The 16,368-nt window shown below is 70.2% G+C and carries 13 protein-coding genes and 1 riboswitch; of the genes, 3 read left to right on the forward strand and 10 right to left on the reverse strand.

All coding sequences use genetic code 11. The features are described from left to right. Nucleotides 1-44: 44 nt before the first annotated feature. Entirely contained in the window at nucleotides 45-1,772 is a 1,728-nt protein-coding gene (locus OG746_RS29335) for a recombinase family protein (protein WP_266720119.1), read from the reverse strand. A 331-nt stretch (nucleotides 1,773-2,103) separates the two neighbouring features. Between OG746_RS29335 and OG746_RS29340 the strand changes: the two genes are divergently transcribed. Next, nucleotides 2,104-2,517, forward strand: a complete 414-nt coding sequence (locus OG746_RS29340; protein ID WP_266725504.1) for a hypothetical protein — start codon at nucleotides 2,104-2,106, stop codon at nucleotides 2,515-2,517. Here the strand turns inward: OG746_RS29340 and OG746_RS29345 are convergent. Together OG746_RS29345 and OG746_RS29350 are read right to left on the reverse strand one after the other, a co-directional pair. Next, nucleotides 2,502-3,188, reverse strand: coding sequence for an O-methyltransferase (locus tag OG746_RS29345; protein WP_266720121.1), 687 nt, complete (start codon nucleotides 3,186-3,188; stop codon nucleotides 2,502-2,504). The two genes, OG746_RS29340 and OG746_RS29345, sit on opposite strands and share 16 nt — an antisense overlap. A gap of 135 nt (nucleotides 3,189-3,323) precedes the next feature. After that, complete coding sequence (locus tag OG746_RS29350) at nucleotides 3,324-4,709, reverse strand: MFS transporter (RefSeq protein ID WP_266720122.1); 1,386 nt, start codon at nucleotides 4,707-4,709, stop codon at nucleotides 3,324-3,326. Between the two features lie 358 nt (nucleotides 4,710-5,067). Here OG746_RS29350 and OG746_RS29355 point away from each other — a divergent pair, with 358 nt between their 5' ends. Beyond that, nucleotides 5,068-7,095: a phosphatase PAP2 family protein gene (locus OG746_RS29355; protein WP_524540489.1), complete on the forward strand. Its 2,028-nt coding sequence runs from the start codon at nucleotides 5,068-5,070 to the stop codon at nucleotides 7,093-7,095. Here the strand turns inward: OG746_RS29355 and OG746_RS29360 are convergent. Next, entirely contained in the window at nucleotides 7,092-8,333 is a 1,242-nt protein-coding gene (locus tag OG746_RS29360) for a cytochrome P450 (protein ID WP_266720123.1), read from the reverse strand. The two genes, OG746_RS29355 and OG746_RS29360, sit on opposite strands and share 4 nt — an antisense overlap. A 252-nt stretch (nucleotides 8,334-8,585) precedes the next feature. On the opposite strand from OG746_RS29360, the gene OG746_RS29365 reads away from it, so the two are divergent. Further along, nucleotides 8,586-9,755, forward strand: a complete 1,170-nt coding sequence (locus OG746_RS29365) for a steroid 3-ketoacyl-CoA thiolase (RefSeq protein ID WP_266720125.1) — start codon at nucleotides 8,586-8,588, stop codon at nucleotides 9,753-9,755. 230 nt (nucleotides 9,756-9,985) lie between these two features. Here OG746_RS29365 and OG746_RS29370 read toward each other — a convergent pair whose 3' ends face one another. The 6 genes from OG746_RS29370 to OG746_RS29395 all read right to left on the reverse strand — a co-directional run bounded on the left by OG746_RS29370 (nucleotide 9,986) and on the right by OG746_RS29395 (nucleotide 16,188). After that, nucleotides 9,986-10,396 carry an aggregation-promoting factor C-terminal-like domain-containing protein gene (locus tag OG746_RS29370; RefSeq protein WP_266720127.1) on the reverse strand — a complete coding sequence of 137 codons (411 nt, stop codon included), beginning with the start codon at nucleotides 10,394-10,396 and terminating at the stop codon, nucleotides 9,986-9,988. A 215-nt stretch (nucleotides 10,397-10,611) separates the two neighbouring features. Next, nucleotides 10,612-11,457 (reverse strand): ECF transporter S component, encoded by an 846-nt coding sequence (locus OG746_RS29375; protein WP_266720129.1) that lies wholly within the window; start codon nucleotides 11,455-11,457, stop codon nucleotides 10,612-10,614. Next, a complete protein-coding gene (locus OG746_RS29380; RefSeq protein ID WP_266720131.1) occupies nucleotides 11,454-13,115 on the reverse strand; it encodes an ABC transporter ATP-binding protein in 1,662 nt (553 codons plus the stop codon). The genes OG746_RS29375 and OG746_RS29380 overlap by 4 nt, the downstream gene beginning before the upstream one ends. Next, nucleotides 13,112-14,272, reverse strand: coding sequence for an energy-coupling factor transporter transmembrane component T (locus OG746_RS29385; RefSeq protein WP_266720133.1), 1,161 nt, complete (start codon nucleotides 14,270-14,272; stop codon nucleotides 13,112-13,114). The genes OG746_RS29380 and OG746_RS29385 overlap by 4 nt, the downstream gene beginning before the upstream one ends. Nucleotides 14,273-14,275: 3 nt before the next feature. Then, the gene (locus OG746_RS29390) at nucleotides 14,276-14,905 is read right to left on the reverse strand and encodes an SCO2322 family protein (RefSeq protein WP_266725508.1); all 630 of its coding nucleotides are present in this window, start codon (nucleotides 14,903-14,905) and stop codon (nucleotides 14,276-14,278) included. A gap of 62 nt (nucleotides 14,906-14,967) precedes the next feature. Further along, nucleotides 14,968-16,188, reverse strand: a complete 1,221-nt coding sequence (locus OG746_RS29395) for an SCO2321 family membrane protein (protein ID WP_266720135.1) — start codon at nucleotides 16,186-16,188, stop codon at nucleotides 14,968-14,970. Nucleotides 16,189-16,291: 103 nt separating this feature from the next. Continuing rightward, nucleotides 16,292-16,367: riboswitch (adenosylcobalamin-variant (AdoCbl-variant) riboswitch) on the reverse strand. Between the last annotated feature and the right edge of the window lies 1 nt (nucleotide 16,368).

A 16,368-nucleotide genomic window follows, 5' to 3' on the forward strand; every position in this document is an offset into this window, starting at 1 on the left:
CGGACCGACGTCCAATGAGTGTTGGGGAGTGCGTGAGGCGCGGCCTACTGGTCGGCCACGGCCTCCTCCCGAGACGGCACCGCGTCTCCGTGCTCCGCGTGCTTGCCTTCGTCGTCCGGGGCCTCCGCCCACGTGATCAGTACGCGGTCCTCAGTGTTGGCGTTGCGTCCGCGCCCGATGGACTTTGTGATGCGGATGCGGTCGACGAACAGAGCTATGAAGTCCCGTCGCTCCTGGAGCGTCCAGCCGTCCCATGTCGAGCCAGGGCCGACCGGGTCCATTTCCGGCTCCGTCCACTCCAGCGGAATGGCGATGGTGCCGGGGCCGGAGGACTCCAGCTCACTCACACGTTCCGTCATGCGCTCCTCATGAGCGGTCAGGCGGGTCACCGACTCCACGAACGTCTTCTTGCCTGTCTCGCCTGGGTAGAGGCCCTCTTGGCGGTCCTCGTACAGCGTTGCCAGTGCGGCCTGGACGTGCGTCAGCTCCGCCTTAGCCGCGGCCAGTTCGGCCTGGCGCTCACTGGTGTCCTGCTGCGCCGCGAAGCGTCGGGCCGCCTCGGACAGGAACTCCAGGTCCTCCGGGTCCGACGGGTCCATGGCCTCCAGGCGCGACCAGACGTCACGGGCCACGACGTCGTCAGCCGCGGCCATACTGATGTTCAGGCCTCCGTGTCCTGGGACCAGGCCCGCGCTGGCACGGTTACAGCGGTACATGGTCTTACCGTTCCGTTCGTCCGTGACCATGACGGAGCCGCACACATCACAGAAGAGGATTCCGGCTCCGGCCAGGAGTGAAGGGCGGGATCGGCGGGTCTGGCGAACGACTGGCGTGCGACCGTCCAGGGTGTCCTGGAGGCGCCACCAGTCGTCAGGCTTGACGACTGCTTCATGGGCGGCCATGGGGCGGCCTTCGCCGTCGCGGATGATGGACCGCTTGCCGGCCGTGCCGGGGGCCTCCTTCGTCTTGGCTGTCTTGCCCGTCCACTCGATGGCGTATCCGGCCAGACGGGGGTCCCGGAGGACTCGAAGAACCGTGGTCGACGTCCAGGTGGGAGTCTCCGTCGGCTCCGACTGGGCACGCTTTCGGCGGCTCTTCATGCGCGCTTCGTCGTTGGCGTTCTTCGTCGGCACCTTGGCCTGGTTCAGCTCACGTGCGATCAGTGCGGCGGATTTCCCCTCCGTTGCCCAGGCCACCATCTGGCGGACGTGGGCGGCCTCCTGAGGGTGCGGGATGAGGCGGACGACGTTCAGCTTCCCGCGTTGTACGCGCTCTTTCGTGAAGCCGTACGGGGCCATGCCGGACGTGTGACCGCCTACGTTGCGGATCGTCTCCTTCGCGGCAGTGATGTACTCCGACTTCAGGTCTGATTCCTGCTTAGCCAGGGCCGCGATCAGAGCGAAGATAGCCAGGCCGACCGGTGAGGACGTGTCCAGGAACGGCTCTTCGACGCTGACCAGGATTACGCCGTACTTGTCCAACTCCTGGACGATGGCCAGCGCTTCGAAGACGCCCTGGCGGGTGAGGCGGGAGAGTGCGAAGACGATTACGGCGTCTACGTGGCCGGCGCGGACCGCGGTCATCATCTCTTCGAAGTCCGGCCGCTCCACGTTCGGATCCCAGCCGGAGCGACCGACGTCGGAGAAGTGCCCGGCGTGGGACCAGCCCTTCGCCGTGATCATCGCCATGCATTTGGCGTGCTGCGCTTCGGGGCTGGCTTCGCTCTTGTCGGTCCGGCGCTTGGATTGGCGGGTGTAGTCGACTGCTCGCACGTCATCAAGCGTACGAGCCGCCTGATTCATCGGAGGTGGCGTCATGTGCCTAGCGCATCAGCATCTTTGATCTTGACGATGCTCATGCGTCCATCGTGCCTCAGCGCCCTCTCAGGCCGACTCGCGCCCCGGCCGCGCCTGCCGCCACTCCCATACGAGTTCCTCGATCTCCTCCGCCGTGTACGGCTTCAGGCCGAGCGGCGGGCTGACTCGAAGCTGACTCCGGGCGGTTTGCGTTCGGTCATGAAGCAAGTGTCCCAGAGCGGATCGTGGCGCCATAGGCTGCGAGGGACAACGGGTGACCAAGGCACGACGGTGGTGGGGGTGCGCGGTGCTCGAACTGACCATGGCCACCATGGCGGGTGGCGACGAGGGGGCGACGGCCGCGATGACCATGGCCGAGGCCCGGAGCGAGCCGGGAGCCGTGCTGCGGGTCGGCCGCGACGCGAGCGTGTGCCGGCTCGTGACCCCGGACGACTGGCTGTTCGTTTCGCGGGTGCACCTGGAGTTCCGGTGCGGGCCGGAGGGCGACTGGATCCTGTTCTGGCTGCGCGGCTCGCAGGACGACCCCGCCTCCGAGGTGCGGGTGCGGTTCGGGCCGCAGGAGCAGGGGCACGGTCCCGGTCAGCCCGTCGCGTACGGCGGGGTGGCGACGCTGCCGCGCGGCTCCTCCGGTGAGGTGCTCGTGGTCGACCGGAGCGGGCCGCGCAGCGTGCACGTCGGCTTCTGTCACGAACTCACGTAGGCCAGCGCGAAGCCGTCGTGCCCCTTCGAGCCCACCGTCTGGATCGCCGTCGCGTCCAACCTCGGGTGGTCCGCGAGGAGTTGGAGCGCGGCGCGGGTGCCGACGACGTCGCCTTCCGTGGAGTCGGCGTTCGTCACGCGGCCGCCGCGTACCACGTTGTCGACGACGATCACGCTGCCCGGGTGCGTCATACGCAGCGCCCACTCCAGGTAGCGCGGGTTGTTGACCTTGTCCGCGTCGATGAAGACCAGGTCGAAGTCGGGGCCCTCGGAGGCGAGGCCGGGCAGTGAGTCGAGCGCCGCGCCCACCCGGATCTCGACGACCTTGTCCAGGCCCGCGCGGGCGATGTTGGCGCGGGCGACCTCTGCGTGCCGGGCGCTGTACTCGAGGGTGACCAGCGTTCCGTCGGCGGGGAGCGCGCGGGCCAGCCAGATGGTGCTGTAGCCGCCGAGCGTGCCGATCTCCAGGATCCGGCGGGCGCCCTGGATGCGGGCGATCAGGTTCAGCAGTTTCCCGTTGGTGGCCGAGACGTTGATGCCGGGCAGGCCCGCCGCCTCGCTGTCGGCGAGGGCCGCGGCCAGGGCCTCGTCGGCGGGGGCGAGCAGGTCGCCGAGGTAGGCGTCGACGGCGGCCGCGGACTCGGGCGGACCGGAGTGTGGGTGAGTCGTCATGGCCGTCAGCGTAGGCACGGGAGCGTAGGCACGGGGAAAGGAAAAGCGGGCGGGGCCGGAGCGATGAACATCGCTCCGGCCCCGCCCGCTTGAAGAACTGCGAGTGTTGAAGAACCTCGAAGAACTACGCGTGCGTCACACCGCCGGCGGCGAGCCCGGCAGCGGCTTGCCCGCGGACTCCTTCATGCGCCACACCGCGATACCGCCGATGACGGCCGCGGCCATCATGTAGTACGCCGGGATCATCAGGTTGCCCGTGGCCGCGATGAGGGAGGCCACGACCAGCGGCGTCGTACCACCGAAGATCGAGACGGACAGGTTGAAGCTGACGGCCAGGGAGCCGTAGCGGACCTTCGTGTCGAACAGAGCCGGCAGCGTCGAGGGCATCGACGACGTGAAGGAGACGAGCAGCAGGCCGAGCGCGGCGAGGCCGAGCGCGATCGCCCACGTCGAGCCCTGCTGGATCAGCAGCAGCGCGGGGACGGAGAGCGCCAGAAAGCCCGCGCAGCCGATGCCGATCACCCAGCGGTGGCCGAAGCGGTCGTTGGCGATACCCATCGGGAGCTGCACGACCATCATCAGCAGCATCACGCCGATCAGGATCAGCGTGCCGTGCGTGGCGTCGTAGCTGAGCTCCTCGCTGAGGAACGTCGGCATGTAGGAGAGCAGCATGTAGTCGGTCACGTTGAAGACCAGGACCAGCGCGATGCACAGGAACATCGGCTTCGCGTTGCCGACGAACATCTCCTTCAGCTTCGGCTTCGGGCGGGACTTCTCCTTCGCCTCGGCCTCGTCCGCCAGCTTCTTGAACGCCGGGGTCTCCTCGAGCTTCATCCGGACGTAGAGACCGACCAGGCCGATCGGGCCCGCGACCAGGAACGGGATGCGCCAGCCCCAGCTGTAGAGGTCGTCGGAGGCCATCGTCGTCGTGAGCACCGTCGCGAGCGCGGCACCGGCGACGTAACCGGCATTCGTGCCGAGCTCGAGGAACGAGCCGAAGAAGCCGCGGCGCTTGTCGGGCGCGTACTCGGCGATGAACGTGCAGGCACCGCCGTACTCACCACCGGCCGAGAAGCCCTGCACCATGCGGGCCACGATCAGCAGCACCGGGGCCCAGATGCCGATGGCGCCGTGCGACGGGATCAGGCCGATCGCGAAGGTGCCCGCCGACATCATGATCATGGTGATGGCGAGGACGCGCTGACGGCCGATGCGGTCGCCGAGCGGGCCGAAGAAGGCGCCGCCGATGGGGCGCACGAGGAAGGCGGCGGCGAAGGTGCCGAGCGTGGACAGGACCTGTGCCGTGCTCGATGCCGCGGGGAAGAAGACGTGCCCGAGCGTCGCGGTCAGGTAGCCGTAGACGCCGAAGTCGAACCACTCCATCGCGTTGCCGAGGGCTGCCGCCTTGACCGCGCGCTTGACCAGCGCGGGGTCGGTGGTGGTGGGCTCGGATGAGGTGCGGTCCTTCGTGGGGGCGGAGGACCGGACGGTACTGGGGGCGATGGAAGTGGCGCTGGACACGGGTCCTTCGCCTTCCTTTCGTCGGGGACATGAGCAACGGCCGTTCACGCGGAACGGCCGACGCATCGACCATAGGGGCGCCCGCGCCCGCAACGGGTAGTGTTCAGTTAACTTCCCTCCGTGAGGAAACCCTCTCTGGCCTGGGGAAACGTCAAAGCCTTCGCACGGTGCTGATGCAAATTCTTGTGATCTATGTCAAGGAACCGCACGTGTGAAGGCCGGGACAAAGTGGCCGAAGACACTGCCTACCCGTCAAATTCCGGTGGACAGACAGGTGAAGGAGCAGTTGCCTGCGTCTTATCGGGATGTGCGGTGAATGTCGGTGATCCGGCCGAGTTGAGCGGGAGGTCCGAAAGGCGTGGCGAACGCGGAGCATGGAGGGGCGGCGCCGGGATCCACGGATCCGGTGACGGGGCGGCTCGGCGTGCTGCGCGCCGGCCTGTGGGTGATCGCGGCCGTACTGGGCACGCGTCAACTTGTTGCGGTGCTGAGCGCTCCTCCGGGTGAGCGCCTCACCGATCTGGAGACCTGGATCGGACCCGATGGGGTGCTGCATGTCAGCGGCTCGCTGTACGACGGCCCCGACCGGTTCACCGGCCCGCCGTTCGCGGGTCTCGTCCTCAAGCCGCTCGCGCGCGCGGCCGAGCAAGCGCTGGGCTGGGGCTGGACGTTCGGCTCGCTGGCCCTGGTCGTCGCGCTCGGCGTGGTCGCCGCGCGCGCCCTGCCGCCGCCCGTGTCACGGCGTACGGCACTGTTCGCGGCGCCCGTCGCGATCAGCCTGCTCATGCTGTCGCTGCCGGTGCGCAACGCCTTCACGCTCGGCCAGACCAGCATCCTGCCGGTCCTGCTCGTGCTGCTCGGCTGCTTCGCGGTGCGCGGGCAGACGGCGTCCGGCGTCCTGATCGGCGTCGCCGCCGCGCTCCAGCCGACCGTGCTGCTGTTCGCGCCGCTGCTCTGGTTCACCGGGCGCAGGCGGGCCGCCGCCGCGACGGGCGCCGCCTTCGCCGCCGGCACCGGCATCGCCTGGCTCGCGATGCCGCAGGACTCGTGGACGTACTGGGTGCATCACGTGGCGGGCACCGGTCTCGCCGCCGATCCGGCCGCGACCGCCAACCAGTCACTGCACGGCATGCTGCTGCGCCTCGGCCTCGCCGGGCCGCTGGAGATCGCTCTCTTCCTGGCCCTCGGCGCCGCCGTGGCCGTGCTCGGCCTGCGCCGCTCCATCGCGTACGCGCGCGACGGGCAGCTGCTGCTCGCCGTCGCGGTCACCGGCTGTGTCGCGGTCGCCGTGTCCCCGACGACCTGGCAGCACCAGCTTCTGTGGGTGCTGCTCGCGGTGGTCGGCCGGGTGGGGGCCAAGACCGCCGACCGGGCGGTGTGGCCGGTCGCCGTCGTCCTGGTGATGACGCTGCCGGCCTCCGCGGTACTGCCGCAGCTGCCGGTGCTCGCGCCGCTGCGGGACAACCTCGTGCTGGTCGCGGTGCTCGCCGCGGCCTGCGCCGTCCCCTTCCTGCGGCGCACGGATCCGGCCTTCGGGGCCGCGCGGCCCACCGTCTATACGGAGCCGGTCCCCGCCCGCTGGGCGTGGGTGCCGCTGCTGCCGGTGTGGCGGCGCGCGCTCGCCCGCCCCAACCTGCTGCTCGAACTGCTCCTGATTCGCGTCGGATACTCCGCGTATCAGCAGGTCAGGATCGTCGCGGCGGGGGGCAGGCCGCGTGCCGAGGAGCACGGGGCGCAGGTGCACGCGGTGGAGCGGTTCCTGGGCATCGACATCGAGCACTGGGCGAACCATGCGGTGGTATCGGTCGGATGGCTGCGCAATTTCTTCGACTTTTACTACACGTCCTTTCACTTTGTGGTGCCGCTGACGGTCCTCGCGGTCCTCTACGTGCGCCGCCCCGCGGACTACCGCTGGGCGCGCACCTCCCTCGGTTTCGCGACGGTCCTGGCCCTCGTCGGCTTCTGGCTGTACCCGCTCGCGCCGCCGCGCCTGATGCCCACGCTGGGCTTCATCGACACGGTCCACGGTGTGCAGGACTTCTCCCAGCCGGACTACGGGACGCTCACCGCGGTCACCAACCAGTACGCGGCGATGCCCTCGCTGCACTTCGGCTGGTCCCTGTGGTGCGGCCTCGTCATCGTGGCCCTCGCCCCGAAGTGGTGGATGAAGGCGCTCGGCCTCGTCCACCCCTTGTTCACGGTGTCCGCGATCGTGGCGACGGGGAACCATTGGGTGCTTGATGCGGTGGGCGGGGCGGTGGTGGTGGGGGCCGGGTTCGGGCTTACGTACTTGTTGTCGGGGCCACGGGCGTTTGTGGCGGCGCCGAGGTTGAGGTCTCGGGGCTCCGCCCCGAACCCCGCTGCTCAATCGCCGCAGGGGCTTTAAATGCCCACCTGAAGTTCCTTCACTCCGTTCAGCCACGCCGCGCGCAGTCGTCGGGGGTCGCCCGCAAGACGCAGATCCGGCGCCGCGTCCGCCAGGGCGTTGAAGATCAGGTCGATCTCCAGGATCGCCAGGGACTTGCCGAGGCAGAAGTGCGGTCCGCCGCCGCCGAAGCCGAGGTGCGGATTGGGGTCGCGGGTGATGTCGAAGGTGTCCGGGTTCTCGAAGACCTCCGGGTCGTGATTGGCGGAGGAGTAGAAGATGCCGACCCGGTCGCCCGCCTTGATCTTCTGTCCGCCGAGTTCGGTGTCCTGCGTGGCGGTCCGCTGGAAGGAGACGACCGGGGTCGCCCAGCGCACGATCTCCTCGGCCGTGGTGCTCGGGCGCTCCCGCTTGTAGAGCTCCCACTGGTCGGGGTGGGTGAGGAAGGCGTGCATGCCGTGGGTGATGGCGTTGCGGGTCGTCTCGTTGCCGGCGACGGCGAGCAGGATCACGAAGAAGCCGAACTCGTCGGAGGACAGGTTGCCTTCGTCCTCGGCCGCAACCAGCTGGCTCACGATGTCCTTGGCCGGGCACTTCTTGCGGTCGGCCGCGAGGTTCATCGCGTAGCCGACGATCTCCATGGCGGCCTCGGCGCCGATCTCCTCGGTGATCGCGTACTCCGGGTCGTCGTACGCGACCATCTTGTTGGACCAGTCGAAGACCTTGGAGCGGTCCTTCTGCTCGATGCCGATGAGCTCGGCGATGGCCTGCAGCGGCAGCTCGACGGCGACATTCGTGACGAAGTCGAACGAGCCGTCGGGTCCCGCCTGTTGGACCGCCTTGGCGACGATGTCGCCGGCGCGGCTCCGGAGCTTCTCCTCCAGGGACCGGATGGCGCGCGGAGTGAATCCGCGCTGCACTATCTGGCGCACCCGGGTGTGCTCGGGCGGGTCCATGTTCAGCATGATCATCTTCTGTACCTCGATCTGGTCGCGCTCGATCGAGGAGTTGAAGCGGATCACGGCGGTGTTGATGTTGGACGAGTAGATCTCCGGGTGAGTGGAGACGTATTTGACGTCCGCGTGTCGGGTCACGGCCCAGTAGCCGGAGTCGTCGAAGCCGGAGATGCCGGTCTCCTGCTGGATCCAGCGGACCGGTTCGGTCTGCCGGAGTTGGGCGAACTCCGGGTGGGGCACGCGGTGTTGGAGGAGATCGGGGTCGGTGAAGTCGAACCCGTCGGGCAGCGCGGGGCACGGCATGGAGTCACTCCCGTGGTGGTCTGACGCTCCGTCAGTTGTGGCTGTGAAGGTAATAACGGGTTCTAGAAGTAGCAAGGCCCCCGGTCGTGTTGGTTCAGTGCGTTGTGCGTGCACGCCCCTTGCGTACCGGGGGTAAGGGACCCGAGACTGCAAGCAGAACTGGTACGCGTTCTAGTTTCGTGAGCACGAGGTCCGCGAAGTCTGTCCAGTTCTGGTCGTGCTGGTCCGGGAATCCTGGAGAGGACGTAGGTCATGGCAGCCGAGCCCGTCATCGTCGAAGCCGTACGCACCCCGATCGGCAAGCGCGGCGGCGCGCTGGCCAATCTGCATCCCGCCTATCTACTGGGCGAGACCTATCGCGAACTCCTCGGCCGCACCGGTATCCAGCCGGACTGCGTCGAGCAGATCGTCGGCGGCACGGTCACGCACGCGGGCGAGCAGTCCATGAACCCGGCGCGCACGGCCTGGCTCACGATGGGCCTGCCGTACGAGACGGCCGCGACGACGGTCGACTGTCAGTGCGGCTCGTCCCAGCAGGCCTCGCACATGACCGCGAACATGATCGCGGCGGGCGTCATCGACGTGGGCATCTCGTGCGGTGTCGAGGCGATGTCGCGGGTGCCGCTGGGGTCAGGGTCCAAGCACGGGCCCGGAAAGCCGTTCCCCGACGAGTGGAACGTGGACCTGCCCAACCAGTTCGAGGCCGCGGAACGCATCGCGCGCAGGCGGGAGTTGACCCGGGAGAACGTGGACTCGCTCGGCCTCATATCCCAGGAGCGGGCCGCCACCGCCTGGGCCGAGGAGCGCTTCAAACGCGAGACGTTCGCGGTGCAGGTGCCCACCACGGAGGAGGAGCAGGCCGCGGGGCACGGCATGTGGCGGCTCGTCGACCGCGACGAAGGTCTGCGTGACACGAGCATGGAGGGCCTCGCGAAGCTCAAGCCGGTGATGCCGACGGCCGTGCACACGGCGGGCAACTCCTCGCAGATCTCCGACGGGGCCTCGGCCATCATGTGGGCGTCGAAGCGGATGGCGCGGGCGCTCAAGCTGAAGCCGCGGGCGCGGATCGTCGCGCAGGCGTTGGTCGGCGCGGACCCGCACTACCACCTGGACGGGCCGGTCGACGCGACGCGGGCGGTGCTCGGCAAGGCGGGGATGTCCCTGAAGGACATCGACATCGTCGAGATCAACGAGGCGTTCGCGTCGGTGGTGTTGAGCTGGGCGCAGGTCTTCGAGCAGGACCTGGAGAAGGTGAACGTGAACGGCGGCGCGATCGCCCTCGGACACCCGGTGGGGGCGACGGGGGCGCGGCTGATCACGTCGGCGCTGCATGAACTGGAGCGGCGGGACAAGGAGTTCGCGCTCATCACGATGTGTGCGGGTGGGGCGTTGTCGACCGGCACGATCATCCAGCGGCTGTGACGTTCCGGTCGCCTCCGGCGCGGGTGAGCCAATTAAGCCCCCGCGGCGATTGAGCGGTGGGGGCCGGGGCAAAGCCCCGAGGCCGCAACCCACATCGGGGCTGACGTCTCGGGGCTCCGCCCCGGACCCCGCTGCTCAAACGCCGCAGGGGCTTGAATGGCTCAATCGCCGCAGGGGCTTGAAAGGCTCAATCGCCGCGAGGGGATGGCCGGGTCAAACGCCGGAGGCGATCAGTACCAACCGTTGGACTGCCAGTGGTCCCACGCGCCGCAGGCGCTGCCGTAGCGGTCGTTCATGTACTTCACGCCCCACTCGATCTGCGTCTCGGGGTTCGTCTTCCAGTCGCCGCCGGCCGACGCCATCTTGTTGGCGGGCAGCGCCTGGACGAGGCCGTAGGCGCCGGTGGAGGCGTTCGTCGCGTTCGGGTTCCAGCCGCTCTCGTGGGACACGATCTTGTCGAAGCAGCTGAACTGGGCCGAGTTCGAGATCTTCTGCTGGGCGATGGCCTTCGCCGAGCCCGACGTCGACGCGGCCTGGGCCGGGGCCGATGCGAAGAGGAAACCGGTCGTGGCGGCGGCGAGGGTGACGCCGGCGATGGCCTTCTTCGGAGTGGCGATACGGCGCAGGAGCGTGGCGGACAAAACGTGACCTTCCGTGGGGGACGGGGGTGGCAGGGCGTGGTGCCTTGCGGTTCCTCCACAGAAACAAAGACCGACGGGTGGAAGCAATGTTGGCTTTTACTAAGAAAGGTCGGACTTGGTGGACGGTGGGGTAAATGTCCGTTGTGTGACGTAAGGAAGGTGCACCAAGGGACTACGGTCCCGCTTAGTACGTGACGTGGGTCATGTGGGGGGCTTCACGCCCGCGGCTCGTCGAATGTGACCTGGGCCTCGAAGGCGGCCCGCCGGGTGGCCCGGCGCAGCGCCTTGAGGACGGCGCCGCCTGCGACCAGCGTCAGGACGACGGTGAGCGCCGCACGCCCCAGGTCCCAGCCGAGCGAGGTGGCCGCGCAGTACGCGAGGAAGCGGGCCAGGTTCTCGTGCAGCGCGGCGTCCGGCTGGTACGCCACGGAGGAGGCCAGCGCGTTCATGAACGGCCAGCCCGCGAGATTCATGATCGTGCCGTACGCGAACGCGGCCAGGAAGCCGTAGGCGGCGAGCATGAAGCGCTCGGCGCGGCCGCGCAGGGCGTGGGCGCCGGGGAGCAGCCCCGCGCCCATCGTGAACCAGCCCATCGACAGCATCTGGAACGGCATCCAGGGACCCACGCCCCCGGTCAGCAGCGCCGAGGTGAACATGCTGAGCGAGCCGAGGACGAAGCCGAAGCCGGGACCGAGGACCCGGCCGCTCAGGACCATCAGGAAGAACATCGGCTCCAGGCCGGCTGTCCCCGCGCCGATGGGCCGCAGGGCCGCCCCCGCGGCCGCCAGCACACCGAGCATCGCCACCGCCTTGGGGCCCATGCCGGACTCCGAGATCGTGGCCGCGACCACGGCGACCAGCAGCACGAGCAGCGCCGCGAACAGCCAGGGCGCGTCCTGCGCGTGCGCGTTCACCTCGGACCCGGGCCCGGTGATCAGCGGCCAGCCGATGCCGACCACGCCGACCGCGCTCACCAGGAGCAGCGCCGCGATGGAGCGGGGGCCGAGGCGTACGGGGTTCGCGCGGCCCGTGACGGGCGGTGGTGTCGTGGTCCCCGTCATGCCAAGGCCTTCTCTACCTCGGAAACCGTGAGCCAGCGCTGCGGCGCCAGGATCTTCGCGACCTGCGGGGCGAAGGACGGGGACGACGTGACGATGTCGGGGGTGGGGCCGTCCGCCACGATCTCGCCGTCCGCGAGGATCGCCACGCGGTGGGTCAGCTCCGCCGCCAGCTCCACGTCGTGCGTCGCCATGACGATGGCGTGGCCCTCGGCCGCGAGTTTCCGCAGGATCGCGACGAGGCGGGACTTGGCCGCGTAGTCCAGGCCGCGGGTCGGCTCGTCGAGGAGGAGGAGCGGCGGGGCCGCCGTCAGCACGATCGCCAGGGCCAGGGTGAGGCGCTGGCCCTCGGAGAGGTCGCGGGGGTGGGTGTCGTCGGCGATGCCGGGGAGGAGGTCGGTCAGGAGGGTGCGGCAGGTGCCGGGGGTGGCGGACGCGTCCTTGTCCGCGGCTGCGCACTCCGCTGCGACCGTGTCCGCGCAGAGCAGGTCGCGGGGTTCCTGGGGGACGAGGCCCACCTTGCGGATGAGGTCGCGGGGGGTGGTCTTGTGGGGGACGGCTCCGCCGGTCGTGACCGTGCCGGAGGTCGGCTTGATCATGCCGACGAGGGTGGAGAGCAGGGTGGATTTGCCGGCGCCGTTGCGGCCCATCAGAGCGAGCACCTCGCCGGTGGTGACCGTGAGGGTGATGTGGCGGAGGGCTTCGATCCGTCCCCGGCGTACGCCCAGATTCTTGGTTGCGGCCAACGTGGTTGACGTCGCGGGGCTCTGCCCCGGACCCCGCTGGCTCTCGTCCCAAAGCGGGGCTTGATTTGCCCGAGCTTCTCGATCGGCCCCCGGCGTTGATTGCGCGAGCCGGTGTTTCAGGTCGGTCGCCGCGCGCCGCGCATTCCGGACCGTCAAGGGGAGCGGGTCCCAGCCTGCCAAGCGGCCCAGGCCCACCACCGGGGGATACACCGGGGAGACCGCCATGACCTCCGCCGGGGGGCCCACCACCAGTGGCTTGCCCGGGCCCGGGAGCAGTGCCACCTGGTCCGCGTACTGGATGACCCGTTCCAGCCTGTGTTCGGCCATCAGGACTGTGGTGCCCAGGTCGTGGACCAGGCGTTGCAGGACCGAGAGGACCTCTTCCGCCGCTGCCGGGTCGAGGGCGGACGTCGGTTCGTCGAGGACGAGGACCTGGGGGTGCGGGGTGAGGACGGAGCCGATCGCGACGCGCTGCTGCTGGCCGCCGGAGAGCGTGGCGATGGGGCGGTCGCGCAGGTCGGCGAGGCCGAGGAGGTCGAGGGTCTCCTCCACGCGGCGGCGCATGACCGGTGGGGTCAGGCCCAACGACTCCATGCCGTACGCGAGTTCGTCCTCGACCGTGTCCGTCACGAAGTGCGCGAGCGGGTCCTGGCCCACCGTGCCGACGACATCGGCGAGTTCGCGCGGTTTGTGGGTGCGGGTGTCGCGGCCGGCGACGGTGACCCGGCCCGCGAGCGTGCCGCCCGTGAAGTGCGGGACCAGTCCGCTGACCGCTCCGAGGAGCGTGGACTTGCCCACCCCGGACGGGCCCGCGAGGAGCATCAACTCGCCCTCGGGGACGTGGAGATGGATGCCGTCGACGGTGGGGTGCGAGGCACCGTCGTAGGTCACGGAGACGTTCTCGAAGCGGATCATGACGACGCCTCCGTCGGCTTGTCGGGAATCGGCCCGTCGGGAATCGGCTTGTCGGGAATCGGCCTGTCGGGAACGGGTGCGAGGAAGGCCGGGAGCAGGCCGAGCAGGATGCCCGCCGCCGGCCACAGCGGCAGCGCCGGCGCCGCGAGCGGGACCACCGGCGGCTGGAGGGCCGCCGGGTCCTGGGTGCCGGTCCAGATCATGACCGCCGCGGCCGCCGCCCCGGACGCCGCGACCAACCAGGCCCGTACCCCCCACACATCGGGCCGGTAGCGGGTCCGCACCGTGCGCCGGCCGCCGAGCCACAGCCCGCCGAGCGCGGCGGCGACCCCGGCCAGCAGCACCGGGAGCCCGTAACCGGCACCCGACGCGGCGAGCAGCCCGTACGTTCCCGCGCACACCCCGATGAGCCCGCCCAGCGTGAGCGCGGCCGTGGCGCGGCGGACGGCGGGCGGCACCTCGGCGGTGCGGCCGTAGCCGCGCGCGTCCATGGCGGCGGCCAGTGCGACCGAGCGCTCCAACGCGCCCTCCAGGACCGGGAGTCCGACCTGGAGCAGCCCGCGCAGACCGTGGTCCGGGCGGCCGCGCAGGCGTCGCGCCGCCCGCAGCCTGCGGACGTCCGCGACCAGGTTCGGGGCGAACGTCATCGCCACGACGACCGCGACCCCGGCCTCGTACAGCGCGCCCGGCAGCGACTTGAGCAGCCGGGAAGGGGAGGCGAGCGCGTTCGCGGCGCCCACGCAGATGAGGAGGGTGGCCAGCTTCAGGCCGTCGTAGAGCGCGAAGACGAGGCCTTCGAGCGTCACCGGGCCGCCGATTCGCACCCCCTGCGCCCACTCCGGCAGCGGCACCTCGGGCAGCGTGAACAGCAGGTGCGTACCCGGGATCGCCGAGCCGAGCAGCGTCGCGAAGACCAGGCGGATACCGAGCACGGCCAGCGCCAGCTTCACGAACGCCCCGTACGAACGCGCCCACGGCGCCTCGGTGCGGCGCGCCGCCACCACGTACCCGGCGACGCCGATCAGCATCGCGAGCAGCAGCGGGTTCGTGGTGCGGGACGCGGCCGTGCCGAGGCCGAGCGCCCAGATCCACCAGGCGCCCGGGTGCAACGAGTTGGAGCGGTGGGCCCTGGGGGCGCGGAGCTGGGAGGCGGCCATGCGTCAGCGGCGGCGGCGTCGGGCCTGCACGCCGGCCGCGATGCCGAGCACGACGACCACGGCGACACCGGCGATGAGTCCGACCGAGGGGCCGCTGTCCGAACCGGAGTCCTTCGCTGCGGGCTTCTCGGACGCCTTGTCCGGGTCGTTCGACTCCGGGTCCTTCGACGAGGACACCTGATCGCCGCAGCCCGACTTCGGGTACCCGGAGATCGCGCACAGCATCGCGCTGCTGTCGTAGCGCAGCGGCTTCGCGACGGCGGCGAGCGCGTCGGCGCTCGTCGCGCCCTCGGCGACCTGCGCGCACGCGGAGCGCGGCTTAGGCGGGGTCTCGCCGGACGGGGCGTCGGCCGCCGTGCCGGAGTCGATGACGAGCGCGATCCGCTTCTTGCCGTCCTTGGCGGGGGTGTCCTCGCAGACTGCGTCGAAGTCGGCGGCGCCGCGCGGCTGCTTCGCGTCCTTCGAGTCCGCGCTCACCGCGAACCGGAAGCCCTGCACATCACCGTCGTCCGGCTTGCTCTGCGAGGGGCCCGCCGTCGCGTACGTCCATGTGTTCTTGGTGTTCTTGGAGCCGTCCTGCTCCCAGAACGACCAGTACCGGTACCCGGCCGCCTGCGCGGGGGCCACGGTCATGGCGAGGAGCGCGACGAGAGTTGCGATGACCAGCCCGCCGAGCCCGGCCGACCTGCGCGCGGTCACGGCTGCTGCTTCTTGCGGCCGCTGAGCAGGAAACCGGCGCCCACGGCTGCGATGAACATCACGCCGATGATCCACCAGTTGGCGCCGCCACCGCCGTCGTCCTTCTTCTCGTCCGAGTCCGAAGCGGACGACTTCGTGGACGCGGGCTCCGGGCCGGTCTTGTTCAGCGCGCTCACCAGGTCCGTCCCGCCGAAGTCGCGCGGGTCGTTGCCGGTGGCGTGCGCCGCGAAGATCAGCTCGGCGTAGGCGGCGGGTCCTGTCTGCGCGGCCCAGCCCTTCGCGTTCTTCTCCAGCCAGGTGTACGAGTCCTTCGTGGCCTTGACGCCCTCCGCAGCGGCGACGGCGGTGACCGCGTCGGCGGTGTTGCCGTAGTCGGGCTGATCGGTGGCGCCGGCCAGCTGGGACTTCAGGTAGAGGTGGGTGTCGAGCTGGTTCTGGAGGTAGACGGCGCCGTTGTGCGCGATGTCCGCCGCGCTCTTGCCGTCCTCGCAGGTGTACGCGTCCGGGGCCGTGCCCTTGCCGGGCGCGAAGCCGGTGCCGAGGCCGCCGAGCACACCGGCCGCGGTGGCGTCGGCGTTCGCGGCGAGCTTGCCCTTCTTGTCCGGCTGGTAGGCGAGGGCGCCGCCGTCCTTGCCCTTGGAGCAGGGGAGGGCGAGCGACGCGAGGGCGTCGGTGCCGGTCTTGCCCTTGCTCGACTTCACCTCGGACGGCTTCTCGCCGGCCGCGGCGAGGGCGCCGATGGCGACGGACGTGGAGTTCGCGTCGCTGTCCATGCCGAGGCTGTAGCCCCAGCCGCCGTCGGCGTTCTGGCTCTTCTTCAGCCGGTCGACGCCCTTGGCGACCTCGCCGTCACGGCCGCCGACCGCGGCGAGGGCCTGGACGGCGGCCGCGGTGGCGTTGCTGTCGATCTTGGTCTTGGCGTCGCAGGGCTTGGTGGGCTCGGCGCGGAAGGCGGCGAAGCCGCCGTTCTCGCACTGCTGCCCGGCCAGCCAGTCGACGGCCTTCTTGGCGGGCTCGACGCCCACGGTGTCCTGCGCGACGAGCGCGAGGGACTGCCGCCAGACTCCGTCGTACGTGGGGTCGCCCTTGCCGTAGAGGCCCGACGGGACGACCGTCTTCGGCGAGGGGGAGGCACTGTCCGCGCTCGCGGCCTGCGCGCCCATGGCGCCGATGGCGACGGTCGCGGCGACGAGCGCGGCGCTGCGGCGAATGTTCATGGTGGGGCGGGTGCCTCTCCCTGTGGGGAGCGGGGCGGCGCGGCACACGGGGGTACCGGGCGGCTCCGGCTCCGTATTCCTCGACGGTCCTGAGCCGAGCGCGTACGTATGAGGCATTCCGGCTGTCACGGCTGCGGGTCAGCGCCGGATTTGCACCGGCTTCCCCTCGTACGTACGTAC

This window comes from Streptomyces sp. NBC_01016, from assembly GCF_026341035.1.
In the GTDB taxonomy this organism is placed as follows: Bacteria; Actinomycetota; Actinomycetes; order Streptomycetales; family Streptomycetaceae; genus Streptomyces.